General features: G+C 59.9%; 25 protein-coding genes. 10 read left to right on the top strand and 15 right to left on the bottom strand.

Annotated elements, in window-relative coordinates; all coding sequences use genetic code 11:
• Positions 1–16: 16 nt before the first annotated feature.
• The 5 genes from ehuR to AC13QE_RS13605 all read right to left on the bottom strand — a co-directional run bounded on the left by ehuR (position 17) and on the right by AC13QE_RS13605 (position 7,075).
• On the bottom strand, positions 17–1,447 hold the full coding sequence (gene ehuR / locus AC13QE_RS13625) for a MocR-like ectoine utilization transcription factor EhuR (protein WP_488484074.1): 1,431 nt from the start codon (positions 1,445–1,447) through the stop codon (positions 17–19).
• Between the two features lie 148 nt (positions 1,448–1,595).
• Positions 1,596–2,975, bottom strand: a complete 1,380-nt coding sequence (locus tag AC13QE_RS13620; protein ID WP_488484073.1) for an aminotransferase — start codon at positions 2,973–2,975, stop codon at positions 1,596–1,598.
• Between the two features lie 30 nt (positions 2,976–3,005).
• Entirely contained in the window at positions 3,006–4,502 is a 1,497-nt protein-coding gene (locus AC13QE_RS13615; protein ID WP_488484072.1) for an NAD-dependent succinate-semialdehyde dehydrogenase, read from the bottom strand.
• Between the two features lie 119 nt (positions 4,503–4,621).
• Positions 4,622–5,116 carry an Lrp/AsnC family transcriptional regulator gene (locus AC13QE_RS13610; RefSeq protein WP_132719044.1) on the bottom strand — a complete coding sequence of 165 codons (495 nt, stop codon included), beginning with the start codon at positions 5,114–5,116 and terminating at the stop codon, positions 4,622–4,624.
• Positions 5,117–5,395: 279 nt separating this feature from the next.
• Positions 5,396–7,075, bottom strand: a complete 1,680-nt coding sequence (locus AC13QE_RS13605) for an FAD-dependent oxidoreductase (RefSeq protein ID WP_488484071.1) — start codon at positions 7,073–7,075, stop codon at positions 5,396–5,398.
• Positions 7,076–7,472: 397 nt separating this feature from the next.
• Between AC13QE_RS13605 and AC13QE_RS13600 the strand changes: the two genes are divergently transcribed.
• Entirely contained in the window at positions 7,473–8,513 is a 1,041-nt protein-coding gene (locus AC13QE_RS13600; protein ID WP_488484070.1) for a FecR family protein, read from the top strand.
• A 136-nt stretch (positions 8,514–8,649) separates the two neighbouring features.
• Here AC13QE_RS13600 and AC13QE_RS13595 read toward each other — a convergent pair whose 3' ends face one another.
• The 6 genes from AC13QE_RS13595 to AC13QE_RS13570 all read right to left on the bottom strand — a co-directional run bounded on the left by AC13QE_RS13595 (position 8,650) and on the right by AC13QE_RS13570 (position 13,913).
• Entirely contained in the window at positions 8,650–10,824 is a 2,175-nt protein-coding gene (locus AC13QE_RS13595; RefSeq protein ID WP_488484069.1) for a CHASE2 domain-containing protein, read from the bottom strand.
• 631 nt (positions 10,825–11,455) lie between these two features.
• Entirely contained in the window at positions 11,456–11,665 is a 210-nt protein-coding gene (locus tag AC13QE_RS13590; protein ID WP_488484068.1) for a hypothetical protein, read from the bottom strand.
• Positions 11,666–11,708: 43 nt separating this feature from the next.
• The gene (gene rpsU, locus AC13QE_RS13585) at positions 11,709–11,951 is read right to left on the bottom strand and encodes a 30S ribosomal protein S21 (protein WP_488484067.1); all 243 of its coding nucleotides are present in this window, start codon (positions 11,949–11,951) and stop codon (positions 11,709–11,711) included.
• Between the two features lie 28 nt (positions 11,952–11,979).
• Positions 11,980–12,261, bottom strand: a complete 282-nt coding sequence (locus AC13QE_RS13580; RefSeq protein ID WP_132719050.1) for a DUF1918 domain-containing protein — start codon at positions 12,259–12,261, stop codon at positions 11,980–11,982.
• A gap of 110 nt (positions 12,262–12,371) precedes the next feature.
• The gene (locus AC13QE_RS13575; RefSeq protein WP_075852595.1) at positions 12,372–12,581 is read right to left on the bottom strand and encodes a cold-shock protein; all 210 of its coding nucleotides are present in this window, start codon (positions 12,579–12,581) and stop codon (positions 12,372–12,374) included.
• 477 nt (positions 12,582–13,058) lie between these two features.
• Positions 13,059–13,913 (bottom strand): SDR family oxidoreductase, encoded by an 855-nt coding sequence (locus AC13QE_RS13570; protein WP_488484066.1) that lies wholly within the window; start codon positions 13,911–13,913, stop codon positions 13,059–13,061.
• A 149-nt stretch (positions 13,914–14,062) separates the two neighbouring features.
• On the opposite strand from AC13QE_RS13570, the gene AC13QE_RS13565 reads away from it, so the two are divergent.
• Complete coding sequence (locus AC13QE_RS13565) at positions 14,063–14,410, top strand: winged helix-turn-helix transcriptional regulator (RefSeq protein WP_132719053.1); 348 nt, start codon at positions 14,063–14,065, stop codon at positions 14,408–14,410.
• 180 nt (positions 14,411–14,590) lie between these two features.
• Entirely contained in the window at positions 14,591–15,772 is a 1,182-nt protein-coding gene (locus AC13QE_RS13560) for an epoxide hydrolase family protein (RefSeq protein WP_488484065.1), read from the top strand.
• 130 nt (positions 15,773–15,902) lie between these two features.
• On the opposite strand, the gene AC13QE_RS13555 is transcribed toward AC13QE_RS13560, so the two are convergent.
• Together AC13QE_RS13555 and AC13QE_RS13550 are read right to left on the bottom strand one after the other, a co-directional pair.
• Positions 15,903–16,829: an alpha/beta fold hydrolase gene (locus AC13QE_RS13555; RefSeq protein WP_488484064.1), complete on the bottom strand. Its 927-nt coding sequence runs from the start codon at positions 16,827–16,829 to the stop codon at positions 15,903–15,905.
• Between the two features lie 215 nt (positions 16,830–17,044).
• The gene (locus tag AC13QE_RS13550) at positions 17,045–17,980 is read right to left on the bottom strand and encodes an AraC family transcriptional regulator (protein WP_488484063.1); all 936 of its coding nucleotides are present in this window, start codon (positions 17,978–17,980) and stop codon (positions 17,045–17,047) included.
• 192 nt (positions 17,981–18,172) lie between these two features.
• Between AC13QE_RS13550 and AC13QE_RS13545 the strand changes: the two genes are divergently transcribed.
• Positions 18,173–19,021: an oxidoreductase gene (locus AC13QE_RS13545; RefSeq protein WP_488484062.1), complete on the top strand. Its 849-nt coding sequence runs from the start codon at positions 18,173–18,175 to the stop codon at positions 19,019–19,021.
• A gap of 377 nt (positions 19,022–19,398) precedes the next feature.
• Here AC13QE_RS13545 and AC13QE_RS13540 read toward each other — a convergent pair whose 3' ends face one another.
• Positions 19,399–20,199 (bottom strand): BtpA/SgcQ family protein, encoded by an 801-nt coding sequence (locus AC13QE_RS13540; RefSeq protein WP_132719059.1) that lies wholly within the window; start codon positions 20,197–20,199, stop codon positions 19,399–19,401.
• Between the two features lie 54 nt (positions 20,200–20,253).
• Positions 20,254–21,108 carry a DeoR/GlpR family DNA-binding transcription regulator gene (locus AC13QE_RS13535; protein ID WP_488484061.1) on the bottom strand — a complete coding sequence of 285 codons (855 nt, stop codon included), beginning with the start codon at positions 21,106–21,108 and terminating at the stop codon, positions 20,254–20,256.
• A 185-nt stretch (positions 21,109–21,293) separates the two neighbouring features.
• Here AC13QE_RS13535 and AC13QE_RS13530 point away from each other — a divergent pair, with 185 nt between their 5' ends.
• The 6 genes from AC13QE_RS13530 to AC13QE_RS13505 are packed head-to-tail and all read left to right on the top strand — an operon-like array spanning position 21,294 to position 26,682.
• Positions 21,294–22,073 (top strand): SDR family NAD(P)-dependent oxidoreductase, encoded by a 780-nt coding sequence (locus tag AC13QE_RS13530; RefSeq protein WP_488484060.1) that lies wholly within the window; start codon positions 21,294–21,296, stop codon positions 22,071–22,073.
• A gap of 42 nt (positions 22,074–22,115) precedes the next feature.
• Positions 22,116–23,279 (top strand): ABC transporter ATP-binding protein, encoded by a 1,164-nt coding sequence (locus tag AC13QE_RS13525; RefSeq protein ID WP_488484059.1) that lies wholly within the window; start codon positions 22,116–22,118, stop codon positions 23,277–23,279.
• Positions 23,280–23,293: 14 nt separating this feature from the next.
• A complete protein-coding gene (locus tag AC13QE_RS13520) occupies positions 23,294–24,781 on the top strand; it encodes an FGGY-family carbohydrate kinase (protein ID WP_488484058.1) in 1,488 nt (495 codons plus the stop codon).
• Complete coding sequence (locus tag AC13QE_RS13515; RefSeq protein ID WP_488484057.1) at positions 24,778–25,389, top strand: HAD family hydrolase; 612 nt, start codon at positions 24,778–24,780, stop codon at positions 25,387–25,389. Before AC13QE_RS13520 ends, AC13QE_RS13515 begins: the two co-directional genes overlap by 4 nt.
• On the top strand, positions 25,386–26,057 hold the full coding sequence (locus AC13QE_RS13510; protein ID WP_488484056.1) for a cysteine hydrolase family protein: 672 nt from the start codon (positions 25,386–25,388) through the stop codon (positions 26,055–26,057). The genes AC13QE_RS13515 and AC13QE_RS13510 overlap by 4 nt, the downstream gene beginning before the upstream one ends.
• The gene (locus tag AC13QE_RS13505; RefSeq protein ID WP_488484055.1) at positions 26,050–26,682 is read left to right on the top strand and encodes a cysteine hydrolase family protein; all 633 of its coding nucleotides are present in this window, start codon (positions 26,050–26,052) and stop codon (positions 26,680–26,682) included. The genes AC13QE_RS13510 and AC13QE_RS13505 overlap by 8 nt, the downstream gene beginning before the upstream one ends.
• Positions 26,683–26,685 lie beyond the last annotated feature (3 nt).

The raw sequence follows: 26,685 nt of genomic DNA, 5'->3' as shown, positions 1-26,685 counted from the left end.
ACGCCTTCCGTTGCGATTAAACGATCGATCCCACATCGAAAACGGGCGGCATTTGTTCGAAGGTGCCGCGAACGGTTTCGAGTGCCGAGCGGAGGGCGGAGTGAGACAGACGGCCGCCGAGACAGATGCGGATGCCGCCGACCGGCCGCTCCCCACCTGCGACGAAGGGGTCGGATGGCGTGACCGCGACACCCTTGCGGGCAAGTGCCCGCACGAGCCCTTCCTCGGTCCAACGTTCCGGAACGGACAACCAGGCGCAAAGTGACAGCGGATGGCTGCCGGCGACGAACGGCGCCAGTACATCGGAGACGATTGCCTGCCGCGCCTCGGCCTCGCTTCGCTGGACGGCAAGCAGGGCTTGCGCCGTCCCATCCAGAACCCAGCGCGACGCCATTTCGGCAACGACGTTGGTGGCGCTCCATCCGGTGACGCGTAGGATCGAAGCGGCGCGGATCGAGTAGTGGGCGGGCACGACGAGATAACCGATGCGCAATCCCGTCATGACGGATTTGGTGAAGCTGGTCACGAAGAAGCCGAGCTCGGGTATGAGATCCGCCATCGAGGGAAGGGGATCCCGCAGCATCGGTTTGTAGACCTCATCCTCGATGACGAAGATATTGTGCCGACGAGCGATATCGGCGATTGCGCGCCGGCGCTCGGCCCCCATCACGTGACTGGTGGGATTGCCGAGCGAGGAAACGATGACAAGCGCCGTTACATCGCCGATGGCGCAGGCCGCCTCAAATGCGTCAGGCAGGATACCCTCGCGATCGGTCGGAAGGCCACGCAGCGTGAAGCCCAGGACGTTGGCAAGGCCGATGATGCCGTGATCGGTCAGGTTCTCGGTCAAAACCACTTCGCCCGGTCGAACGACCGAGGCGACGGCAAGAAAGAGGCCGTGAGCGGCGCCATTTGTGATGAGGATGCGATCCGGATCGGTTGTGACCGACAAGCCGGCGAGCCAGACCTGTGCTGCCGCGCGATGGGCGTCGAGGCCGGCGATCGGACGGCAGGGCCGCATGAAGCTGCTATTGTCGCTTTCGGCAAGCGCCTGCATCAGTTCACGGGCCGATCGCTCATGCGCCTCGGTATAAACGGCACGGATGATGGAAAGATCGGCGCTGCCGCTCGGATCGCGATCAAGCATGAAGCTGTCTGCGCGTTCGGTGACGCGGCTGCGCACGAAGGTACCGCGTCCGACTTCCCCGCGCAGATAGCCGCGACGCTCCGCTTCCTTGTAGCTCAGGCTCACGGTCTGGACCGAAATGCCAAGCGCATGGGCGAGATCGCGATGGGTCGGCATCTGCGCGTGCACCGGCAGGATGCCGTCATCGATGTCGGATATAATCTTGTCGGTAAGCAGCTTGTGCTTAGTCGCACCCTTGCGATGCTGAAGGACGGGCTTCCAGGCGCCATTGTCCTGGTCTTTGGAATCATGACGGTACATGGATTGATCCGGTACAATTATCGAGATCCATGTACACTATCCAATGCTGGATGGCGATGAGCGAATGGGGCCGGCCGGCCCATTGTTCACAACGGGCCGGGTGATTATCTCGCAAAGTGGAGCGGAATTTTTCCCGTCAGGTGCCAGATCAGCGGTTCGAAAGCACGCTTTCGATCGCGCCGGCCGCCGCCTTGACGACGATATCGGCTTCCTCGCGAGTCAGGCACAGCGGCGGTGCAAAGCCGAGGATGTCTCCCTGCGGCATGGCACGGCCGATGACACCGCGATCGAGTAGCGCCGCCGCCACCTGTGGACCGATCTTCTGCGCGGGATCGAAGAATTTGCGGTCATCCTTGTCCTCGACGAATTCGATGGCAGCCATCAGCCCATCGCCACGAACCTCGCCGACATGCTTGTGGTCGCCGACGGCTTTCGCAAGTTCGGAGCGGAAATAGGCGCCGGTGGAACCCGCATTTTCGACGATGCCGAGTTCATCGACGAGCTCGAGATTGGCGATGCCGGCAGCCGCGCAGATCGGGTGGGCGGAATAGGTCCACCCATGGCCGATGGCGCCCATCTGATCGGAACCCTGGACGAGCACCTGCCACATCTTGTCGGAAACGATGCTGCCTGAAAGCGGCGCATAGGCAGATGTCAGGCCCTTGGCGATGGTGATCAGGTCCGGCTTCATGCCGTAATGATCGGAACCGAACATCGTGCCGAGACGGCCGAAGCCGGTGACGACCTCGTCGGCGACGAGCAGGACGTCGTATTTGTCGAGAACGGCCTGGATCTTCTGCCAGTAGGTCTTCGGCGGCGGAACGATGCCGCCAGTGCCGAGGATCGGCTCGCCGATAAAGGCTGCGACCGTTTCCGGACCTTCCGCCAGAATCATCTCCTCCAGCCTGTCGGCGCAATGCTGCGCGAACTGTTCCTCGTTCATCGAGCGGTCGGCGCGGCGGAAGAAATAGGGCGCTTCTGTATGCAGGATCGGCGCGCGCGGAAGGTCGAAGGCCTTGTGGAACAGTTCGAGGCCGGTGAGACTGCCCGTCATGACGCCGGAGCCATGATAGCCGCGCCAGCGAGAGATGATCTTCTTCTTTTCAGGCCGGCCAAGAATATTGTTGTAGTACCAGATGAGCTTGATGTTGGTCTCATTGGCATCGGAGCCGGAAAGGCCGAAATAGACGCGGCTCATGCCTTCCGGCGCGCGATCGATGATCATCTTCGAAAGCGTGATCGAGGCTTCCGTGCCGTGGCCGACATAGGCGTGATAATAGGCGAGGTTCTTTGCCTGCTCGGCGATCGCATCGGCGATCTTCTGGCGGCCGTAGCCGACATTGACGCAGTAGAGACCTGCGAAGGCATCTAGGCTGGTGCGGCCGTTGGTATCGGTGATGTAGGCGCCTTCGCCCGACGAGATGACGCGCGTCGGCGTCTCGCCGCGGGCGTGCATGCCCATATGCGTCGAAGGATGGAAAAAGTGATCCCGGTCCCAGGCGTTCAGTTCGTTGCGCTTGTCCAACATGTTATGGTTCCTTCTTTCGTATCGGGCGCGTCAGGCTGTCGTGTCGACGCAGAGATATTTGAGCTCGGTGAAGGCTTCGATGCCGTGACGGGAGCCTTCGCGTCCAAGGCCCGATTGCTTCCAGCCGCCAAACGGGATCGGGCCGCCGGTGATCTTCACGCGATTGATGGCGACCATGCCGTATTCGAGCGCCCGGCCGAGCCGCATCTGGCGCGCACCGTTGGCCGTGACAACGTAGGCGACCAGGCCATACTCGGTGTCGTTGGCCCGGGCGATGACCTCGTCCTCGCTGTCGAAGACGCTAACGGCTGCGACCGGTCCGAAGGTTTCCTCGTGCATGATCAATGCATCCGGCGAGGGCTCGACGAGCAGGGTCGGCTGGAAGAAGAGAGAGCCGGCCGCATGCCGTTTACCGCCGGTGACAAGCCTTGCGCCGTGTTTCAATGCGTCGGCAACATGCTCCTCGACTTTGGCAATAGCGCGTTCGTGCATGAGAGGTCCGATATCGACGGCACCGTCCAGTCCGCTTCCAACCTTCAAGGCGGCGATGCGCTTGGCGAACGCCGCAACGAAAGCGTCCATGATCGGGCGCTGCACGAAGATGCGGTTGGCGGCGAGGCAATCCTGGCCGGAGGTCGCGAATTTGGCATTGATGGCGATATCGACGGCGCGATTGAGGTCGGCATCGTCGAAGACGATAAGCGGCGCATGACCGCCAAGTTCCATCACAAGACGCTTCATTGTCCCCGCACACTGGCCGGCGATCAGCTTGCCGATCTCCGTCGAGCCGGTGAAGCTCAATGCTCTGATCCGCGGATCGTCGCAGAAGGCGCCGACGATGGTTGCGGCATCGCCGGTCACCACGTTGAAGACCCCGGCGGGGAGCCCGGCGCGTTCGCCGAGTTCGGCGAGCGCCAGTGCCGATAGCGGGGTTTCGGACGACGGGTGGGCGACGACGGTGCAGCCGGCGGCAAGTGCGGCAGCGGCCTTGCGCGTGATCATGGCGGAAGGAAAGTTCCAGGGCGTGACGATGGCGGTGACGCCAAGCGCTTCCCTGCGCACGATCATTTCAGCATCGGCCAGGTGGCTGGTCACACTCTCCGCATTGATGCGCTTTGATTCCTGGGCATACCACTCGATGAAGCCTGCGGCATAATCGATCTCGCCACGGGATTCGGCCAAGGGCTTACCTTGTTCCAGCGTCATGATCAGCGCTAGATCCTCGCGCGCCTCGATCATCAAATCATGCCATCTGCGCAGGATCGATGACCGCTGCTGCGGCAGCAGTGAACGCCAGGCGGTAAAGGCGCCAGATGCAGCGTCGATAGCCTCGAAGGCATCTCGCTGGTCGAGGCTGGCAACCCAGGCAAGCGTTGCAGAGGATGCGGGGTCGGTGACCGCGAAACTCTGATTGGCTTTGCCGGCGGCCCAACGGCCGGCGACATAGGAGAGGTCTCGCAGCAGATGACGGTCGTTCAGCCGTGAAAGGGCTTCATGATAGGTGGCGCGGGCGTGGAGCGCAGTCATGGTCGGGCCTCTCTTTCCAGATACCCGATGCTGTCACGGAACGCCGCGAGAGATTGTCCATTGCTGGCAGTTGGAAGAGAGAAAGGATCTAAAGTGACTAGCCTCGCTAGAGAGACTCTCTATTCACCGCCTGGTGTGCCAGGAGAGAGCAGGTCGATGACGGGAAGCACCGTCTCCTCCTTCACGGTCTTGGTCACGATGTAGGTGAAATAGCGTTCGATGCCGAGATCGCGATTGAGGAGATTGTCGATCAGGCGCTGATAGGCATCGATATTGGCCGCCATGATCTTCAAGATATAATCGACGCCGCCGCCGACAGCCCAGCAGGCTACGATTTCGGGAGTGGCCGCCACCGCCCGCTCGAAGCGCTCGAAGTCGCTCTGCCGATGATTTGCCAGTGTCAGCTCCACCATGACGCTTGCGACCGGCGCGAGGCGACGCAGCGCCAGACGGGCGTGGTAGCCCGTAATGATCCCGGCCTTTTCAAGCTTGCGAAGGCGTAGCCAGCATGGCGTCGGCGACAGACCAACTTTCTCGGCAAGCGCGAGCTTGGTAATGCGACCATCCCGTTGAATCGCATCCAGTATCCGAAGGTCAATTGCATCAAGTCTCATAGGGAAGCTGCTTATGTGTCATCCGTTGCGCGTCAGGCCGCATCCTCATGCGGGTCTAAAGGCAGATGGCAGTAGAGTCCATTACGTGTTCTCCCCAGAAAATGATCCGAGAGCAGCTCCAGCAAAAGTGCGAAGCGGTTTTGCGTCCGGAACTGCGTAAAAACAAGGAGATAGAGCGTTTCGCGATTCGAAGAAAAGCGGAAATGCTCTAGGCATGCAGCCAAGCGTGAAAAAAGTGGGGATGCCGACAATAGCCAGCCGGTGTTGACCCGTGGTCGGCTAGTGCCTGTTTTGACCTCCGACATTTCGCGCCAGAAAGGAATGGATCTGAGCGATGACGGCCGCACCCTCACCGACGGCGGCGGCGACCCGCTTGGTGGAGCCGGCGCGCACGTCTCCGACAGCAAAAATGCCTGGGCAACTCGTCTCCAGCGGCAGTCGCTCGCCATCACTGATGCGGTCTCCTGTGAGAACGAAGCCCTTTCCATCAGTCGCGACACAGCCGTCCAGCCATCCGGTGTAGGGATCGGCGCCGATGAACAGAAAGAGGTGGCGCGAGGCACATTCCTCGGTCTCTCCGGTGCGAACGTCACGGAAGGTGGCACCGGTCAGACCTGTCTCTCGATCACCATGCAAGTCCACAATCTCGATACCCACATGGAGTTCGACATTGGGCAATGCCGCTATCCGGTCGATCAGATATTGGGACATGGTTTGCTCGAGCGGCCGCCGGACCACGAGGTGCAGGCGGCTTACCTGCGGTGCGAGGTAAGCAACGGCCTGGCCGGCTGAGTTTCCGCCGCCCACCAGAGTGATTTCCTCTCCGGCGCAAAGGCGAGCCTCAATCGGGGATGCCCAGTAGGAGACGCCGGCGCCCTCCAGTTCTTCGACATTGGCAATATCGGGCCGACGGTAGCGCGCTCCTGACGCGATCACGATGGAACGCGCCCGTGCAGTATATCCGTTGCTAAGTTCAAGGGAGAATGGAGCCGCCGAATCGGTTCCATGGCAGCAAAGCTTTCCGACGGTCAGCGGGATCGCAAGCTCGGCGCCGAATTTCGCCGCCTGATTAAAGGCCCGACCTGCAAGAGCCTGCCCCGAGATACCGGTCGGAAAGCCAAGATAATTTTCGATCCGGGCGGATGCGCCCGCCTGGCCGCCGAAGGCCCGGGAATCGACAACGAGAACAGAAAGCCCCTCGGAAGCCCCATAGACGGCAGTGGCCAGCCCAGCCGGTCCTGCACCGACAACTGCCACGTCATAGACATTCTTCGGATCGAGATCCGGCATAATGCCGAGACAAGACGCGGCATCCGCGTCGCTCGGATTTCTGAGCAGCGTCCCGTTTGGGCAGATCATCAATGGCAGATCTTCCGGTGCGATGCCGAGCCGTTCGACCAGCTCGCGCCCCTCGACCTCGCACGCGGCGATAAGGGCGTGGGGATAGCCATTCCGGGTGAGAAATCCAGATAACCTTACGATGTCGGGAGCATCCCGGCGTCCGACCAGAATAGACCCCGCACCTCCGATCCGCCCTTCTTCGATCAGCGCAACGCGACGGAGTATAAAGGCGCGCATGATCGCTTCACCCACATCCGCTGACCCGATCACCAGTGCACGCAGATGCGGCGCATCGAAAGGTATAGCCAATACGCCCTTATCGCCCGCGACGACCGATGCGAGGGTTGCGTGGCCAGACAATTGATTGGTCTCGCCGGTGAACTGGCCAGGACCGTAGGTGCCGATCACGGATGATCTCCCAGTCGCGCCACGCTGAATTGCATCGGCCGAGCCTTCCAGAACTAGCCAGGCAGGGACGTTGCGAGTGCCAATCTCGTAGAGCACATCACCTGGGCCGAAGCGGTGCGGCTCACCGCTCGCGAAGCGTCGCGCCGCACCGATTTGAAGAGCTGAAAGTGTTGGGTATGTTTGCTCCCACCGAGCATCGCTGATCGCCATGATGTGAACCCCGTATCGGTCTATACTTGTATGACAACATCCGGAACAGTTCGCCAGTCTACATTGCGCGCGACCAAAGCCAACTCTTTCGAGGGCCTCTGCTAGCCGATATTCATACGCGTTGTTCAAGGAGCCTGCCTCAAATTCTTCGAGCTCAGCAGCCTTGAATAGCACCTTTTTTTCGAGCTATCCGCAAGCGCTGCCGCCGGGCATATTATTGTAACTACTGTATAAATTTTCTTCCATAATATGTTTAAAAACATATTCAGCGGAATATACGCGCGACTTGGCGAATTTTAATTCGAAAGTATAAAAATATACACATTTGTAATCATGAATTACAATTTGTATTTATAAAAATATTATGATAATATATAAATAATATTGGGAGGGTGCGGTGTTTTATTTGCGTCACGCCGTGACCGTTGTGTTGGGCTGCATGCTGCTCGCACCATTGTCTTCGAAAGCCGCCGAGAAGGTCGGCCAGGCGGTGCTGATTAAAACCGAAGTTACGGGTGCTGGTGGTCCGCTCGCGGTCGACGATCCCGTTCATCGGGACGAGCAAATTCGCACCTCGATTTCGGGCCTCGGACAGTTCACATTTCGGGACGGCACGAGACTGGCTGTCGGAGCCGGATCGTCCGTTACCATCGACAAGTTCGTGTTCGATGACTCGGGCGCAGTGAAAAAGCTGACCATAAATGCAGCAAAGGGCAGCTTTCGCTGGATGAGCGGAAATTCGAACCACTCAGCCTATCAGATCGTGACGCCCGCCGGAACGATCGGCGTGCGCGGAACCGCGTTTGATTTTTATGTCGGGGCGAACGGCACGACAGCGGTCGTGCTGCTGAACGGCGCTGCGCAATTCTGCGGCGCTGGCGGCTGCAGGCAACTGAAACAGCAATGTGATTGTGTCGTTGCGAAGCGCAACGGTCAGATCAGCGAACCTCGCCGGGTCAATCGCGACGTTCTCAAAACGCTGGGCAATCAGCGGGCTCTGCCTTTTCTGTCCGGGAGCCAGCAACTTTCAGGGCGAATGGGTTTTGTCGGGAGCGGTGGTTGCGGTCTGTCGACGGCGATGAGGGACCAGCCTAACGGGATCTCTCCGCGCAGCGCTCCGGCGAATAGTCCTGCACCGGCACCGCACGATACGCCGAGCGCACCCAGCCCCCAGGAATCGCCACACGCCGAGGCGCCTGCCGCACCACACGAAACTCCCAGCACGCCGGATGTCTCAAGCCCGCCAAGTGCGCCCGACAAGTCAGGCAAACCGGACGAGCGTGATGGCGACGAAGGCGAGCATCACGATCACCATGAACATCACGACCATCATGGCAGAGGCGATCACGCATCGGGTGATCATCAAGGAGACGACCAGGATAGCCAGGGCGATGGCGGCAACCATGGCGATCACGGTGGCGGGCATCACCAGCGATAGCGCCGTGAGTTGCGCAGGATGGCTTTCAAATCAGATAGAGCATTTCTGCTTTTCTTCGAATCGCGAAAACGCTCTATCTTCTTGTTTTCACGCAGTTCCGGACGCAAAACCGCTCGGCACTTTTGCTGGAACTGCTCTAGATGTCGGCTGCCTTGTTCTCCGCAGCCTCGTCGGCGAAGTGTCCGCCTCGTCGCGAAATGTGGCTGTAAAAGTCCTGCAACAGTCCTGTTGCCGCGGCTTGCGCCTTAAGTTTGGCGGCGCTGATGAGTTTGCGGCTGCTCGCTGACCGAGTTCGCAGGGCATTAACAAGCTGCCTGTGTGTAGCCTGCAATTCGACAAATCCAGCGGATCTCGCCACGGGTTCGTCGCCGACCACCGCAAAGAGCTTGGTTCGCATACTCTTACCCTTCAGCGTCAGCGCTCCCGCTTCGAGCAGGGCGCAGTCGGGCAGCAAGCCCGCCGTCGGCTCGGATACCAGAATGTCGAAATTGATGTCCTTGCAGGCGGATTCGATACGCGCGGCAATGTTAACGGCATCGCCAACTGCCGTGTAATTGAAACGGGTCTCGGCCCCCATATTGCCGACGCAGGCGAGCCCCGTATGGATGCCGATGCCTATCCCGACCCGTCGCGTGTCTCCGAAACCGAAGGCATCGTCGCCATTGAGGCGGGCGAGTGTTTCGCGCATGCCGAGAGCCGCCCGCACGGCCTTGCCGGCATGATCGGAGACATCGACGGGGGCATTCCAGAAGGCCATGATCGAGTCTCCGATGAACTTGTCGAGCGTGCCTTCATTGGCGATGACATGGTGGCTGAGCGCATCGAGCAGCGTGTTCAAAAACGCGACGACGGCGCTCGGGCTCATCTCCTCGCTAATCTGGGTAAAGTTTCGCACGTCGACGAACATGACCGTCAGCTCGCGTTCATCTCCCCCGAGGCGTAGTGCATTGCGTGTATGCTCGATGCGATGGAGCAGCGATGGCGAGAGGTAATGGCCGAAAGCCCGCCGCACGTCGCGCCGCTCCCGATCCGTCACGAGAAAGCGGAATGCCGTTGCAGCGAAGTGTGTGATCGATCCCGAGACGATCGGTGCCAGTGGGTCGAAGAGAAGCCCCCCATAAAGAAAGGCGACCCAGGAGGCCACAAGGGCAAAAAAGGTAATCAGCAGGCCGCAGGCGAGGGCCGCGGCCGGATTGACGAAGGTGGTGACGATCACCAAAAGGCTGCCCAGGACGGCGATGGACAGAATTTCCAGTCCGTCTGCCCAATCCGGTCGGGACAGGAAGCGGCCTGACAGGATCTGCTCGACGATCTGCGCGTGGATGGAGACACCCGGCACATTCTCGTCAAGGGCCGTCGTGCGAACATCCTGGAGCCCGGAAGCGGAGGTTCCGACGAAAACGATACTGCCTTCGATGGCGGCTCTCATATCAGCGGAGGCGCCTTCGGTCGCGAGTATCTTGCTTGCCGAAATATAGCGCGCCGCGGTATCGCGGCTGACATAGAGCCACAGCTCGCCCGCGGCCGTTACCGGCACGACGAAATTGCCGATCTTGACCCGGGTGAGCGTATTGGGCGTGTGCGGCGCAGCGTCAAGCACATAGGTGGAGGCTCCCTGTGCGACGCGAAGCGCCTCAAGCGCGAGATTGGGATAAAGCTGCTTGCCGTCGCTGAGAAAAAGCGGAACCGCACGCACCACCGCCGATGAAGCGCCCGGATTGAGGCTGATATGGCCGAGTCCCGCAGCATTGGCTTGCAATTGCGGCTGCAACGGCGTCGCGGCCTTGATCGCCGGCGGCGCACCGAAGGGAGTTTCGCCGGTATAGGCAAACCCTGCCTTGACCGGCGGCAGATAGTTTCCTTCGTTGGAGAGGCCGAAGCCCAGAACCACCGGCCTTCCCGACAGCGATTGGGAAAAAATCTCATCATTGTCAGGCAGTTTGCCAAGCAGTGACGGATCGATGCCAATGACATCGCGAACGACGTTGCGTGGCGACAGACGGTCCGGCTCGGCGAAGAGGATATCGAAAGCGATGGCGGCCGCGCCCAGATCGGAAAGCCTGTCGACGAGCGCGGCAATCCGGTTTCTTGGCCAGGGCCATTGACCGAACTCCCGCAGCGACGCCTCGTCTATGTCGACGACCCGGACAGGCTGGTTCTCGAACGTCCGGGGCACCAGGCGCTGATACTGGTCGAATGTCAAATCGCGGGCGAGCCTTAGCAACGGAGGATCGCTTGCCCGCAGGGTCGTCAATGCCGTGACGAAAGCCAGGCCGATAACGACGCCAATTTGCTGCGCACGCGTCACCATTATGGTGTCAGCCCCTTTGCCCTGCATCTCCGGCAATAAGTAACGGTTCGAAGAAATACAAAAATCTATTGGTCTGCTGCACCAGGGAATAATACGCTGCTTTGTTCCCGTGCACGATGCAATGATGAAAATATTGAAGAGATGGAGAGAAGAATTTTGCACGGCGATAGTTGAAGCAATGCCGCAGGTTAGCGAAGACTTCACGAAATCCGGCGCTTCAGCCCAGCCATGCGTCCATTCCCGGGAATCGAACATGGCTGTTCGGGCTGTCGAGGCGTTTGTAAGAGCGGGTCCAAATCTTAATGTCGAAAGACATGACTGTACATCTTTGACGACAAGAGCGCGCTGGATCTGGCGTCAACATCGAAGTAGGCCGGCAGGGCGCTCGTGACCGCAGCCTCAGTGCGAGCGAAGTGCATCGTCTAAAAGGTGATGATGCTTGGAGGAAATGGAGACATTGCTTAGGTGTTGTCGCGCGGTTGGTACGAGCGCGACGCTTGACCAGACCTGATGAGGCCGGCCCAACTGTTGGGCCTCGTGCCGCCGGACAACGACATTGCCCCAATCCTCACATAGTGCTCCGCCGCGGGAAAGCGAGCGATTGTCTGGCGAAGAACCGCCAGACAACCCGCTATCCCTTCCTGTCTTTCTTCTTTGCTTTCGGCGCTGGCGCAGGCGCAGGCTCCTGCGCCAAACGAAGCGCGCGAAGCCTGTCCGTCTTCTTCTGTCGAGCAGAGGCCTCATCGGCCAAGATATCCTTGGCAATCGACGTCGTCTGTTCGGACTTAGTCTGCGCTGACAACTTTTCAGGCTTGAACAGGTTGTCTTTCGTCTTTGTCATGCTTCCTCCATTTCAGCAGGTGCGTTCCAAAAGACGCTGGACGTCAGCGAGCTCGCGCAATGACTTTCTTCTTCGGCGCCGGCAGCAAGCCTTCGCGCTGTGCCTGCTTACGGGCAAGCTTCCGCGCGCGGCGGACCGCCTCGCCCTTTTCGCGAGCGCGCTTTTCGGACGGCTTTTCATAGGCGCTGCGTGCCTTCATTTCCCGAAATACGCCTTCGCGCTGCAATTTCTTTTTCAGAACGCGGAGCGCTTGATCGACATTGTTGTCTCTGACCAGAACCTGCAAAACTTCTCCTTCTCAGCTCGCGCTGGGTTTATTTCTTGGTGCGGATTGAATTCGAGTTGATCCAGCTCGATTTCGATGTTTGCGATATCTCGGCTTGCGCCGGTGAAAGCGACGATGGTGAAGCCCCGGCATCGATATCGTCCTGACGGACGCTCCGCTCGAAACTCTCACTTTGGAAGCGGACGCGATAATGGACAACGCCCTGTGACACAGGCAGCACAGACACGATGCGGCCGGCCGGCTGGGCGTTTCCGAAAATTCCAGACTTCAGGACGATGCTGTCGCCTGGCCGGTAACGACCATTTGCCATGTCGTTCTCCGTTCGAAATGAAAAACAAAAGGCCGGGACGTATCCCGACCTTCCTCGGTCATGGTTTCAGCGCGCCAGTACATCCGTGGTCGCGCGAAGCCGTGACAAACTTATGCGGCCCGAAGATTGTCAGCCGAGCTCTTGCCGGATCTGCGATCCTGCACGATGTCGTAAGTGATCTTCTGACCATCGTTGAGCGAACGCATGCCGGCGCGCTCTACTGCGGAGATATGGACGAAAACGTCCGTGCTGCCATCATCAGGCTGAATGAAGCCGAAGCCCTTGGTGGAGTTAAACCACTTAACTGTACCAGTGTTCATAACGATTTCCTTTCATAGCAATCGTTGTTTGCCCCGCGATACCTTGCGGGATTAGATCGATTATTTGAGAGGAAATCCGGCGAGGGCGCAGAGGCTCCTCGACGACGTCGCAAGCAATGGTCGATAGACCTTATATAGGTTGAATTGAAATATTGGCAACAGAGGCTGTGGAAGAGAAGGTTTTCGGCAGGCCGCGATGCTTGTCGAGCCGCCGCCGTCATCGGGTGCGAAGTGATGCATGACTTCCCCACCATCGGCCGGCGCTGCTGATTTGCGCGGAGAACCGACCCGGGATTGGCTTGTCTTCTCCGCGAAGGCTGCTTCATCGTCTCCTTCAAAGGTTCTCTCAAGATACGGACCAACTTGTTCGGAAACCTGGAGCTGGTGGTGTCTCGGCGGCCGACTCGATCACCTTGAAAACCTGCGGATCAATCGGTCCGAGGCCGGTCAAGGTGAGCGAGCAACGTCCCTATGTCGTTAGCCGCGTAAAGTCGTCGCGACGAGGCTCTGCATCGATGTGGTTGGACGACCGATCAGCCGACCAAGGGCGCCTCCGTCGTCGAACAACGCTCCATGCGAGGCTGCGGCGTCGGCATCGGCCAGAAGGGCAGCGAGATCGGCCGGCAGGCCGGCGCCCGTCAGCACATCGCGATAGGCGGCCTCGGAAAGATCGTTGTAGACGATCGTCTTGCCCGACTGCCGCGAGACCTCCGCGGCAAGCTCGGCAAGGGTAAAGGCCTGGTCGGCTGCAAGCTCATAGGTCTTCCCGACATGTCCATCGGTCGCCAGCACCACAGCGGCCGCCTCGGCATAGTCCTGCCGCGCCGCGGACGAAAAGCGTCCGTCTTTCGCAGCGCCGACGAAGGCGCCGTGCTCAAGCGCTGCCGGTAGCGCCATGAGATGGTTCTCGGCGTACCAGCCATTGCGCAGGATCACGGCGGGTAGGCTAGAAGCCGCGATGACCTCCTCCGTCTGGCGATGCTCGACCGCGAGCGTCGCGGGTGACGAGCCGGCATGCAGCATGCTCGTATAGGCGATCAGCGAAACCCCGGCTTGCTTGGCCGCGTCGATCACGGCCCTGTGCCGCGGCAGGCGGCCACTGACTTCGGTCGAGGAAATCAGCAGCAGCTTCTCCACGTCGACCAGCGCCGGGCTAAGCGTCTCGGGGCGGCTATAGTCAGCCTCGCGCACGATCACGCCGCGCTCCGCCAGATCGCCGGCCTTGGCGGGATTGCGAGCTGCCGCAACGATCCTGTTGGCGGGAATGGTCTTCAGCAGCGCCTCGATCACGAGGCGGCCGAGTTGTCCTGTTGCTCCGGTTACTGCGTACATCGTTCAGTCCATTTCGTGGTTGGGGATGATTTCGAGAGCCTCTACATAGCGGCCGTCGTTACCTTCGGAAACCAGGTATCTTGCGGTTACCGCAATTTTCCGGTAACCAACTGGAAACTGCCCGCCAAGGATGGGCCCAAGGATGTACAATGGTTCTCAAGGTGCGAAAGAAGGTGATGGCACTCCCCGGCTGCCCCATGTCGAAGTGCATGGATCTGCTCGGCGGCTGCTGGACGCCAGAGGTGCTCTGGTCCTTAAGCGAAGGTCCGCGCCGGTTCTCCGAACTGCGGCGTGACAATCCCTTCATCTCGGCGAAGGTGATGACGAGCCGGCTCCGCGATCTCGAACAGCGCGGCGTGCTCACCCGCAACGTGATGCCGACATCGCCGCCGACAGTGGACTATGAATTGACCGAATTGGGAAAGGAACTCCTCCCCGCGATCAGGTCCATCGTGGAAGTTGGCTCCCGCCTGCTGCTACGCGAGTCCTCAGGCTAGACCATCCTCCGAAAGATCTTATGCGATCAGGCCTCAGATGGCATTCTTGCGTGCGGTGTGATCGCCTACAGAGTCCGCAGTCGACCATAAAGATCGCGCCAAAAATTGCATGCTAATCAGAGGCTTATCCAGACTGGTCAACATGCCGTTGGTTCGTATCCCTTCACCTGCAAATCCCAATTGCCTGACGGCATTTTGGAGGCCCGAATGCAAACCATAGAGTTTCGAATCGATATCGGCGATGATGCCCTTGACGATTTGCGCCGTCGCGTCACTCAAACCAAATGGCCTGCCTCCATCGACCCAGAGGGTTGGGATGACGGAAGCAGCCTGCGCTTCATGCGTAAGCTCGTTGACTATTGGCAGGGCGAATTCGATTGGCGGGCTCAAGAAGGCCGCCTGAACCTGTTGCCGCACTTCGTTGCCGAGATCGATGGTTTCAAAATCCATTACATCCATGTCAAAGGCCGGGGACCGTCACCAACCCCACTGATCATGACACATGGCTGGCCGGGGTCTTTCCTGGAGATGGAGCGCGTCATCCCGCTATTGACGGATCCTGGCGCACATGGCGGCGATCCTGAGGATGCATTCGACCTCATTGTTCCTGCGCTTCCCGGCTACGCCTTTTCGTCGGCGCCACCCAAAGCGGGCATCAGCCCATTTGAGATCGCTGGCCTCTGGCATAAGCTCATGCTTGGATTAGGATACACAAATTTCGGTGCGCAGGGCGGCGATATCGGCGCGGCGGTTTCCAGCTGGCTTGCCTTCCGCTTTCCAAAGGACGTGGTCGGCATTCACCTGAACTACATTCCCGGCAGCTTCCGCCCACCCATCGGCGATGGTCTGCCGCCTCTTACCCCTCAGGAAGCGGAGTTTAAGAAAGTTGCAGCGGAATGGGCGGACAAAGAGGGCGCCTATGCACATGTCCAAGGCACCAAGCCGCAGACGCTGGCCTATGGATTGTCCGATTCACCCGTCGGATTGGCTGCCTGGATCGTTGAGAAATTCCGGTCGTGGAGCGATTGCGATGGCAATGTCCTTGACGTCTTCAGCATGGATACTCTGCTGACCGAAATCAGCCTCTATTGGTTCAGCGGCTCTCTCGACGCCTCATTCAGGCTCTACAAGGAGAGCCGTGCGCATCCGCTGTCATTCGAAAAAGGGCAGCGGATTCTTCCCCCTGTCGCCATCTCGCACTTTGCCAAGGAACTGCCGCAGCCGCCTCGGTCTTGGGTTGAACGGGTCTACAACGTTGTCCGTTGGAGCGAGCATGCGGCGGGCGGCCATTTCGCGGCGATGGAAAAGCCCGGCGAGCTGGTCGCGGATATCAGGTCACATTTTCGCGCCTTGCCTCGGTAAATGCTCTTGCGCCCTGCCGGTTTGAAAGGCGGGGCCTTTGGTAACGGACTGCTTTGGCGCATCGACGAGCGTGTTATGCACTTTGCTGCTCATGCCTTTCAAATCCGTTCTGATGCTCGTCCCTTCGCCATTAAAGTTTTTCGTTCTGCAGCCATGTGCGGATGATCTCGACGAGTTCAGTCTTGCGCTCCAGTGGCAGCCAATGGCCGCCGGCCACACTCGTCACGGTGAGGTCAGGGCAAGCGCCGCGCATCGGATCGCCCTGGTGATTTCCGTTGATGGTGCAGATCTGATCGAAGTCACCGTTGATAAACAGGACCGGCTGCGACAGGCGGCCGCCATCGGAGGCCTCGCGAGCATAGGCAATGTTGGCGTCGTCATTCATGTACCAGGCGCAGGCGGGGCGGAAGCCGTGAGTCTCGAACGCCCTCACCAAGACCTCGAAATCCAGGGCGGGCCACAAAGCGGGGTCGGGTTGGATCGGCGGAGCCTTGTGAGCAGCACCGAAACGGCCACCGTTTCGGGTGATTACAGCGTTCGGCGAAACCTTGCCGATGCCTTCCGGGCTGCCTGAGCGAAAGATCGATGCCAGCGAGGCCCGTTTGTCGGCATCGAGGTCGGCCACCGCGGCGTCGAAATGAGTTGTGTAGTAGCGGTGGTAATCCCATTGGCCATCCGGATATTGGTCGGCGGGATAAATTGTCCTGTCGACCAACGGAACGATCGTGCGTAGGGCGTGGCCGCCTGGTTGATAGGCAAGCGAGGTCAGCACGACGCCACGACTGCGATTGGGCTCATGGGCGACCAACGCGCCGGCCACGACGCTGCCCCAGTCGTGGCCAACCCAGATCGCCGGCCTGCCGCCCAGATGATCATGGAGTTCCGACATGTCCAAAGCGACTTGCTTGATTGTGTAAGCGTCGTTGGCTGCAGGTGCGAAAGACCCGCCGTAGCCGCGCAGGTCAGGAGCAACGCAGTGCCATCCCTCGGCGGCGAAAGCATCCATCTGGGCGCGCCACATCAAACCGATGCTCGGCCAGCCGTGGAGAAAGATCATCAGCGGACCCTCCGTAGGTCCGCATTCGATGAAGTGGGTTGTCTGACGCGGCGTGATCAGAGTGCGCGGATTCAGAGGCGAGCGGGGTATCGCCCATGCATGGCTTGCCAGGGCCGCGCCGCCCATTCCAACGGAGGAGCATCGGTCAAGCGTCAGTCCAGCTGCAGAACGCGTCAATTGAAGCTTAGATCTCATCGTTAAAAGACTCCACTCGCTCAGATCTTTAACGGGAGCTCCACTGGCGTTTCCGTCACGCCTTGTCGGGCAGGGTTAGACGGTCCGATGCCCTTCAGATAGGCGGCGTCCCGGGCGGGTGGTCGGCCGAACAAGCGTCTGTACTCGCGCGTGAACTGCGTCTGGCTGTCATAGCCGACCTCGAAGCCGACTGTTCGGGCACTCGATCCGCCAGTCAGCAAGCGTTTGCGCGCCTCCTGAAGCCTGACATGCGTCCTATATTCAAGCGGGGTCATCAGTGTTGTCGCCTTGAAATGGCGATGAAGTGATGTCGCACTCATGCCTGCGAGGTCGGCAAGCAGGCCGATCGTCATAGGCTTATTGTAATGCTCCTTTATCCACGAGGTGACCCTCCCAATCTGGGCGATCTTCGTGTCCATTGTGGCGTAGTCTCTTAATGTTGCACCATGCTCACTCCGGAGAAGCCGGTAATAGAGTTCAGTCGTTGCTGGCTTGAGAAGCGCGGGCAGATCCTCCGGGTGGTTGAGAAGCAGTATGAGGCGATGAAGTGCGCCCAAGATGTCTTCTGTCTGCCGCCCTAGCGACAGACCCTCTCTGTGCGCCGCAGCAGGGCGGACCGCGACATTCGGAAGCAGTTCGGCCAGGTCCTGCCGGTTAAGTTCAAATGAGAGTGCATAATGCGGGTGGTCGCTTGAAGCAGCGGTTATCCGGGCCGAAACCGGCAAATTCACTGAAGCGATGAAGTATTGCGTGTCATCAACTTCGAACGCGCGACCGCCCAGCAAAATTTCCTTTCGGCCCTGGATCACAACGCAGAGGCGGGGAGTGTAAATGCTCTCAACAGGAAGGGTCGGCGCTTCGACCTTGAAGATCGAAAGACCAGCGACTGGGGTTTTTTGTTTCGGCGCGGCAGCGTGTCGATCAATGATCGCGACAAGCTCTTCCTTGATACTCACCCGTTTCTCCACGATTTCCCGGCAGAGCCTCCAATATAGGCAGTGCCAGGAGATTTGGTAGGATCGTACGAAAGATTGGGTGTTTCGCCATAACGCGCCCGTTTTCCGGTTCGTATCTTTCGTTAAAGGCGGCAGGTCCCGACACCGGCTCTGCAGCCATGGTCGTTAGCAAATCAGAAGGATGATCGAAAAATGACGAATAAACCCGTATGGTTCATTACCGGCGCCTCGAATGGCCTCGGCTTCGAGATCGCAAAACACGTGCTCGGTCTCGGTTACCGGGTGGTCCTGACGGCAAGGAATCCCGCGCAACTGGCCGGGCTCGCCAACCAGTTCAAGGAGCAAGCGCTCGCGCTGAAAGTCGATGTCACCGATCGCTCGACGATCAGGAGCGCTGTTGCCGAAACGCTCTCGACGTTCGGTCAGATGGACGTTCTCGTCAACAATGCCGGCTACGGCTATCTCGCAGCGATCGAAGAGGGGGACGAGGAAGGTGTTCGCAGCCAGTTCGACACCAACCTCTTCGGGCTCATCGATGTTACGAAAGAAGCCTTGCCTGCCATGCGGGCGCGCAGAAGCGGTCATATTGTAAACATCTCTTCGCTTGGCGGGCTCATGGCATTCGCGGCGACCGGTTACTATCATGCCACAAAATTTGCAGTCGAGGCCGTTTCAGAGTCTCTCGCCCAGGAGGTCGCTCCGCTCGGCATCAAGGTAACCATTGTCGAACCCGGCGCATTTCGCACCAACTGGGCTGGAAGCTCGATGGCGGAATCCCCCATCGTTATTGATGATTATGCCGAGACGGCAGGAAAGCGTCGGATATCGACGAAGGCGGTTTCCGGCAATCAGCCGGGCGATCCCGCCCGCGCCGCAGCGGCTATCCAGATGGCGGTTGAATCGAAAGAGCCTCCCCTGCGGCTTCTCTTGGGAGGCTCTGCTCTGGATCTGGCCTACAAGCGCCTTGAAACACTTCGGAAGAATTTCGACGAGTGGAGCGACGTGACCCGCAGCGCCGATTTTCCTGAGTTTCAAAGATGATACCCCGTATCATGCAAGCTTGTATTTCGGCAGGAGAAATAACGTTCGATACCCGCCGCGGCCAGCAACCGGACGGCTGCTGATAGAGATTGTCGGCCTGTTCGCTGGAAGCGGGATCGAGCAGGTCATGGCGAATAAGAGGCAAGCTCTGGTGGAAATCGGGATTGCGTCATGATGATAAATAGGGTCGGCCGTGTATCCGCGCGGACGCCACTCTCAGAAACCGCCGAGCCCGCGAAGAGATTGGAACTATGATGATTTTCCAAGCTTCCTCCTCGGGTACTCCCCTATGTGGACTCCGTCGCTGCTGTGGAGGCATCCACATCGTCACTCCACTCATGACTTTATGAGATGGAGACTTTTGAGCCAGAGCGTCGTCAGCGGATAGTGCTGACGACATCCATGAAGCGCTTGACGCGGGCGGGCTCGACCTTGTTCCAGGTATTGCCCTCGTATTTGAAATGCGTGCCGATGACGACGCCGCTGGCGCAGGAGAGGATGTCGGTGACATTATCCTTGTTAACGCCTGTATTGGCGAAAACGGGAACATCCGTCACGGCTTCGCAGACCTTGCGCAGGCCGGACTGGTCGACTGGCTGACCGGTCAGCGGGCCGGATACAAGGATGGCATCGGCCAGCGAGGAGAAGACGGCGCTCTTTGCGCGGAGTTCGATCGGGCGCTGGTCGAGCGAATGGGCGAATTCCGCATTGATGTTGAACAGCATCTTCATGTCGGTACGGCCGAGCTTGGCGCGCAGCCGTGCCGGCGTAGCGCAATCCGGCGCCCAGATACCCATGTCGGAGGCGAAGACGCCGGTGAAGATCTCGCGTACGAAGCTTGCACCGGTGGCGGCACCGATGGCGACGCTGGCTGTCGGATCCCAGAGATAGTTGACGCCGAAGGGAATCTTGAGTTCTGCCTTTGCAGCCTGGACGATCGCCGTCATCGCGGCAATACCTTCCGGAGGCGCTTTCAACTCGTAAGGCCGGTCATTCTCGTTGCCGAACATGATGGCATCGACGCCGCCTTCCTGCAGCGCGCGAATATCTTCCATCACGTCGTCGATGAGCTTTGAGACGCCGCCCTTCGGATCATAATTCGGCGAACCCGGCAGGGCGCCGATATGCGCCATGGCAATGATGACCTTCTTCTTGTCACCAAAAAATTCAAAAACCATCGAAAGCTCCGAAATTGGGCGTTAGAGAAAGCGGGTTTTCACAGACCGGATGTTTCAGGAGGGCGAGCCCGCGACCATCACTTCGACCTTGGCAGCCTCCAGCGCTTCGGCCAGTTCGGGCGGCGGCGATGCGTTGGTGATCAGCATGTCGAATTGTGAAAGCGGTGCGATGTGGACGAGCGACATGCAATCGAATTTCGATGCGTCGCAGAGAACGACCTTCTTTGTCGAGCGGCGGAGATAGACGCGCTTCATCTCCGTATCATCGAAGGAATAGTCATAAATACCATCGGACGTCAGCCCGGAAACGCCGACAAAGGCGATGTCAAACCAAAGTGCTTCGAACTGGGAAATCGCCGTCGCATTGGAGATCGACAACTCATCGTTTCTCATACGTCCACCCGGCAGGTAAACTTCCGCCAGGCCTTCCCCAAGCTGGGTGGCGTTGCGCACGCTGTTGGTGAAGAATTTCACATGCTGCTGGCCGGCGAGCAACCGGGCAAGCAGGAATGTTGTCGTGCCGACATCGAGCGCAATGGTGCGAAGCCCAGCGGCAACCTGTGCCGCCGCTTCCGCAATCAACCGCTTCGGCAATGCGTTCTTGGCAAGACGAGCCTGAAAGGTCGGCTCGTTGAGGCGCGAGATGGTTGCAGAAAGGCTGGGTTCGGCAATTGCGGTAAGGTCGGTGCTCACTGCTCCGCCATGGGTGCGGGCAAGCCGACCTTCCTTTTCCAGTTCCGTCAGGTCGCGCCGCACAGTCATTTCGGACACGCCGAGTTGCGCAGCGATTTCCGAGACGGATACAGCGCCCGTTTCGGCCAGCGCATCCAAGATGAAAGCTCGGCGCGTGCGCGCCAGAACTTTCGTCTTTTCGATTGTCAGCGTTTCAGCGTCATGGCCTGTGATCATTGGTCTGTCTTTCATTTAGATAAGGTCGGTTGGTGTTTGCATACGCATACCTCCGAAGCCCGGCCTCCTATTACGTAATCAGTGATTAACTCAGAAAGTGAACAAATTCAAACATAAATTTCGATTGATTTGTAAGTTTTTGTTGCTATATGATCGCGATGTTGTTTAGGTCGGAGATATGGTTCGTGGGACATCCTAAATTCGCGGAGCTCGAGGGATTAAAGGCGATCGTTACCGGCGGAGGCAGTGGAATAGGCCGCGCAATCGCGCAGGCGCTGGCGAAACAAGGCGTCAAGATCACTATTTGCGACATCAATCTGGACGCGGCGAACACAGTCGCACAATCGATTTCCGGCCACGCTCTGGAGATCGATGTTCGTTCACGTTCCTCCGTGGAAAAGACATTCGAGCAAGCCGCCGATATCATGGGCGGCCACGATATACTGATTGCCAATGCGGGCGTCTCCACCATGCAGCATGCGCTGGAGATCACCGACGAGGAGTGGGACTTTAACTTCGACGTCAATACGCGCGGCATCTTCCTGACGAACCAGATCGCGGCGCGCCGCTTCGTGGCGCAGGGCCAGGGGGTGATTGTCAACACGGCCTCGCTCGCCGCAAAAGTCGGCGCGCCGCTTCTGGCCCATTACTCTGCCAGCAAGTTCGCCGTTCTCGGCTGGACACAGGCGCTTGCCCGCGAATTGGCCTCGAAAGGCATCCGCGTCAATGCCGTCTGCCCGGGTTTCGTCAAGACCGGCATGCAGGAGCGCGAGATCGACTGGGAAGCCAAACTGCGCGGCGTCAGTCCTGAACGTGTCGTTGAAGACTACATCGCCCAGACGCCGCTCGGACGGCTGGAGACGCCCGAGGACGTCGCCGATGTCGTCGTTTTCCTCTGCTCAGATTCCGCCCGTTTCATGACCGGCCAAGGCGTCAATGTCACCGGCGGCGTCTATATGACCTGACGGGCCAGCCGGCCGCCCAAGCCGCATCATATCGGAGAGATCATGGCATCCATCGTCTTTGAGGGAGTGGAAAAACGTTATCCGGACGGATATGCGGCAATCCAGCACCTCGATCTCACCATCGAGGATGGTGAGTTTCTGGTTCTAGTCGGCCCGAGCGGCTGCGGTAAGTCCACCGCACTCCGAATGATTGCCGGTCTTGAGGATATCACCGGCGGCCGATTGTTGGTTGGCGATACCGTTGCCAACGGCCTTGCCCCCCGCGATCGCGACATTGCGATGGTCTTCCAGTCCTACGCGCTTTATCCGCATATGACGGTCGCCGAGAATATCGGCTTCGGCCTGTCCGTACGCGGCGTCGACAAGACCGAGATCGACCGCAAGGTCAGGGAAACGGCCAAGCTTCTCGAACTCGATGCCTATCTCGGCCGCAAGCCGGGGCAGCTTTCCGGCGGTCAGCGACAGCGCGTGGCGATGGGCCGGGCACTGGTGCGCGCGCCGAAGGCGTTTCTGATGGACGAACCTTTAAGCAATCTCGACGCGCGGCTGCGAGGCCAGATGCGGGCTGAAATCGCCCGGCTGCAGAAGTTGAGCGGTATTACCACCGTCTATGTCACGCATGACCAGATCGAGGCCATGACCATGGGTGATCGCGTGGCCGTGATGCGCGCCGGCGCTTTGCAGCAGCTCGGCACGCCGCGCGCGCTTTACGACACTCCCGCCAATCTGTTCGTTGCCGGGTTCATCGGCACGCCGTCGATGAATTTCCTGAAAGCCACCCTGGCGCGCAGCGAGGGCAGTCTGGCTGCCGCCGCCGGCAGGTTCAGCCTGCCGGTACCCGAGCCTGTCGTTGCCGCGCGTCCGGCGCTTGCGCGTCATGTCGGCAAGGAGATCATTGTCGGTGTGCGTGCCGAGGCATTGAGCGCCACAGACGCCGTTGATCCCGGTCTCGGGCGCATTGAAGGAACGATCGCCTTCATTGAGGATTTCGGTGCCACGAAACTTGTCCATCTCGATATCGGCGGGGCCGGCGAGCTGGAGGAGGTAACGGCGGAAGCCGATGAGGTTTCGCTTTCCGGCCCTCGATTGCGCGCCTCTGTTCCCGCGACGTATCCGCTTCGCCTCGGCGAGACGCTATCCCTGTCGGTCAATCCCGCAGAACTGCATTTCTTCGACGCCGAGACCGAAAACGCGATCCGCGACTGAAAGGTTCTTCCGCCATGCCCGTATTCATCGGCATCGATATCGGTACGACCTCGACGATCGCGGTAGCGATGTCGGAGGCCGGCGAACCCCTGGCCTCGGCCTCGCGTCCCTCGCGCTTGTCCTCGCCGCATCCCGGCTTTGCCGAGGCCGATCCCGGGCAATGGTGGGCGAACACGCAGGTCGTGGTGCGGGACATGATCACACGCCTGCCTGAAGGATGCGAACTCGCCGGCGTCTGCGTCACCGGCATGCTTCCGGCTGTGGTGCTGCTCGATCGCGAACGCCGCGTACTGCGCCCGAGCATCCAGCAAAGCGATGCGCGTTGCGGGACGGAAGTCGAAGCCATGAAAGCGGCGTTGGACGAGGAGCGTTTCCTCAGCCGCACCGGCCAGGGCCTGACCCAGCAATTGGTTGCCCCGAAACTGCAATGGCTGAGGGCGCATGAGCCGGATGTCTTTGGCCGGATCGCCCATGTCTTCGGCTCCTATGATTTCATTAACATGCATCTGACCGGCCGCCTGACGGTCGAGCGTAACTGGGCGCTTGAAGCGGGCTTCATCGATCTTGGCGATCACCGGATTGCTGATGACCTCGTGGCGCTGTCGGGACTTCGCTCCGGCGTCCTGCCGGAGCTGGTCGCCTCGCATGAGGTTATCGGCGCGGTGACGGCGGAAGCGGCGGGCCTGACCGGCCTGCCGGAAGGCCTACCTGTCTTCGGTGGGGCCGCCGACCATATCGCCTCTGCGCTAGCGGCCGGCCTGACGCAGGCCGGGGATGTCCTCCTGAAATTTGGCGGGGCAGGCGACATCATCGCCATTGCCGGCAAGCCGGAGCCCGACCGCCGGCTTTTCCTCGATTACCATCTCGTTCCCGGCCTTTATGCGCCGAACGGCTGCATGGCTTCCTCAGGCTCGCTTCTCAGATGGCTTGCCGCCATCATCGGCGGCTCGGAAGGCGACGATGTTTTAAAGCAGCTCGACCAGGAAGCGGCGACCGTGCCTGCTGGCGCGGACGGCGTGCGCGCATTGCCTTATTTTCTCGGCGAGAAGACACCGATTCATGACCCGTTGGCGCGTGGTACGATCACCGGTCTCAGTCTCGGTCACACGCGCGGCCATATGTGGCGCGCGGTGCTGGAGGCGATTGCCTGCGGCTTCCGCCATCATCTCGATGTGCTTTCGGAAACGGGGCGCCCCGCAAGCCGGCTGATCGCCTCCGACGGCGGAAGCCGAAGCCATGTCTGGATGCAGATCGTCGCCGATATCTGCGGCCAGCCGGTTCATGTCTTGTCTGACGCCTTCGGCTCGTCGATTGGCGCGGCCTGGGTGGCGGCGGCAGGCTCCGGCATTGCGGCGTGGGACGATGCCGCGGCTTCCGTGCGTTTTGGCGCGGTGCTTCAGCCTTCGCCGGAAGGCGTTGCCGCCGGCGACCGGATTTATGCCGACTACCGCGATCTCTATCGGTCGCTGAAACCCTTCTTCGCGCATGGAGGCCAGCCATGATCAAGGCAATCGCCTGGGATGTCGACGGGACGCTGATCGACAGCGAACCGGTTCATCATAAGGCGTTGATGGCCGTCTCGAAGCGTTATGGCGTCAACATCGCCGCAAACGATACGCGTTTCATCGGGATGGCGATGAGTGATGTCTGGACGGTGCTCGCGCCGCTCTATCCACCCGGACTTGGCCCCCATACTTGGCTTTCGGAGATTGTAGAGGCTTATATTGAGCGGACCGCCGAATTGCAGCCGATTACGGGCGCGCCGGAGACGGTGCTTGCGCTTGCCGCAGCCGGGCTTGTTCAATGTGCGGTTTCCAACTCGTCTCGTCGCATTGTCGAGGCCAATCTCAAGGCTATGGGGCTCGATCGCACGATGGCCTTTGCGATCGGGCGCGAGGATGTGGTGCATGGCAAGCCTGATCCCGAGCCTTATCGGCTTGCCTGCGAGCGTCTTGGCCTTGATGCTTCGCACGTGCTGGCCGTCGAAGATAGCGTCGTGGGCGCGGCGTCGGCGCGGGGGGCGGGCATGCCGGTGCTGCGCTATGGCGCGGATTTCACCGACTTCTCGGCAATCCTCGACCTCGTTGAAGAGCGTAGGCTTCGTGCATGATGAATTTCTGGCCATGCAACCCGCCTGAACGCGCCGCTAAGGCGGCACTTGTCGTGATTGACATGCAGGTCGATTTCTGCGCGCCGGGCGGTTGGGTCGATCAATTGGGCGAGGATATCAACAATACGCGCTCCGTCATCCCGGCCGTTGCGGAGGCTCTGGCAATCGCACGGCGCGGGGGCCTCGCCGTCTTCCATACCCGGGAGGGCCATACGCCCGACCTGTCTGATCTGCCCGCTAACAAGCAATGGCGTACCCGCGTCCATGGGCTCGGCATCGGTGATGAAGGTGCTTCGGGGCATATCCTCGTGCGCGGTGAACCTGGCTTCGAAATCGTTCCGGAACTTGCGCCGCTTGCTGGTGAAACGGTGATCGACAAGCCGGGCAAGTCGAGTTTCCACGCGACCGATTTCGATGCGCAGCTGAAGGCTCAAGGCATCACCCATCTCATCGTCATCGGCGTTACCTCCGATTGCTGCGTGCAATCGACCTTCCGCGATGGATTCGAACGCGGTTATGAATGCGTCATTCTCGAAGATTGCACAGCCGCGGTCGAAACGGCCAATCACGAAGCGACGATGGATATCTTGAAAGCCTTCGGTGGGCGCTGGGGGACGGCGTCAGATCTCGCGGGGTTCCGCGCCGCCGTGGAGGCGCTCCATGGCTGACAACTTCCCCGGTGTTGCCGCCACTCCCTATTCCTGGCCTTTCGATGGGCAATGGAGCGCTGCCGATAGCGCGCTTCTCATTCTGGGGTTCCAGAACGGTACGATCGCCGCACTCGGTGCGGAACCGGAGGCTGCTGTCGCGGCAAAGCTAATCGCATGCGCTCAGGAGGTCGGCCTTCCGGTGATTGCGAGCCGGCGTAGCCGCAGCGAGGCGCTTTCCCCGGTTGCCGCCCGTCGCGCTGCCATGGGCGATCCGGTCTTTGCGCCCGGGACGCCGGAATGGCAGCTTTCAGACACGCTTGGCCTGCCGGCGGAGGCTTCGATCTTCGACCATCCGGGCGACAATGCCTTCTATTCGACCGGGCTAGATGCCTGGTTGCGGCGGCGCGGCATCCGCAATCTGGTGCTGGCAGGTGTTCCGACCGAGGGCCTGCTGCACGCGACCCAGCGTGCTGCCAACGATATGGGCTTCGAATGCATCGCTGTTTCCGATGCGTGTAAGGGAACGACGGATGCCCGTCATGCCGGGCAATTGCGCATCACCGTCTTCGGCAACGGGCTTTTCGGCACCGTGGCGCGCTCGGATCAACTGTTCTCGGCGCTGAGGGCGCCCATCCCGACCTGAAGA

It is taken from the genome of Martinezella sp. CNPSo 3957, from assembly GCF_057784395.1.
Note: the sequence above shows the minus strand (reverse complement) of the source record. Positions and strands in the feature narration are given on the sequence as shown.

Coding starts and splice junctions, on each gene's coding strand:
- ehuR (WP_488484074.1), bottom strand. CDS start 1,447: ATGTACCGTCATGATTCCAAAGACCAGGACAATGGCGCCTGGAAGCCC.
- AC13QE_RS13620 (WP_488484073.1), bottom strand. CDS start 2,975: ATGTTGGACAAGCGCAACGAACTGAACGCCTGGGACCGGGATCACTTT.
- AC13QE_RS13615 (WP_488484072.1), bottom strand. CDS start 4,502: ATGACTGCGCTCCACGCCCGCGCCACCTATCATGAAGCCCTTTCACGG.
- AC13QE_RS13610 (WP_132719044.1), bottom strand. CDS start 5,116: ATGAGACTTGATGCAATTGACCTTCGGATACTGGATGCGATTCAACGG.
- AC13QE_RS13605 (WP_488484071.1), bottom strand. CDS start 7,075: ATGGCGATCAGCGATGCTCGGTGGGAGCAAACATACCCAACACTTTCA.
- AC13QE_RS13595 (WP_488484069.1), bottom strand. CDS start 10,824: ATGGTGACGCGTGCGCAGCAAATTGGCGTCGTTATCGGCCTGGCTTTC.
- AC13QE_RS13590 (WP_488484068.1), bottom strand. CDS start 11,665: ATGACAAAGACGAAAGACAACCTGTTCAAGCCTGAAAAGTTGTCAGCG.
- AC13QE_RS13580 (WP_132719050.1), bottom strand. CDS start 12,261: ATGGCAAATGGTCGTTACCGGCCAGGCGACAGCATCGTCCTGAAGTCT.
- AC13QE_RS13575 (WP_075852595.1), bottom strand. CDS start 12,581: ATGAACACTGGTACAGTTAAGTGGTTTAACTCCACCAAGGGCTTCGGC.
- AC13QE_RS13570 (WP_488484066.1), bottom strand. CDS start 13,913: ATGTACGCAGTAACCGGAGCAACAGGACAACTCGGCCGCCTCGTGATC.
- AC13QE_RS13565 (WP_132719053.1), top strand. CDS start 14,063: ATGGTTCTCAAGGTGCGAAAGAAGGTGATGGCACTCCCCGGCTGCCCC.
- AC13QE_RS13555 (WP_488484064.1), bottom strand. CDS start 16,829: ATGATCTTTCTCCACGGCTGGCCGAGCATCGGTTTGATGTGGCGCGCC.
- AC13QE_RS13545 (WP_488484062.1), top strand. CDS start 18,173: ATGACGAATAAACCCGTATGGTTCATTACCGGCGCCTCGAATGGCCTC.
- AC13QE_RS13540 (WP_132719059.1), bottom strand. CDS start 20,199: ATGGTTTTTGAATTTTTTGGTGACAAGAAGAAGGTCATCATTGCCATG.
- AC13QE_RS13535 (WP_488484061.1), bottom strand. CDS start 21,108: ATGATCACAGGCCATGACGCTGAAACGCTGACAATCGAAAAGACGAAA.
- AC13QE_RS13525 (WP_488484059.1), top strand. CDS start 22,116: ATGGCATCCATCGTCTTTGAGGGAGTGGAAAAACGTTATCCGGACGGA.
- AC13QE_RS13520 (WP_488484058.1), top strand. CDS start 23,294: ATGCCCGTATTCATCGGCATCGATATCGGTACGACCTCGACGATCGCG.
- AC13QE_RS13515 (WP_488484057.1), top strand. CDS start 24,778: ATGATCAAGGCAATCGCCTGGGATGTCGACGGGACGCTGATCGACAGC.
- AC13QE_RS13510 (WP_488484056.1), top strand. CDS start 25,386: ATGATGAATTTCTGGCCATGCAACCCGCCTGAACGCGCCGCTAAGGCG.
- AC13QE_RS13505 (WP_488484055.1), top strand. CDS start 26,050: ATGGCTGACAACTTCCCCGGTGTTGCCGCCACTCCCTATTCCTGGCCT.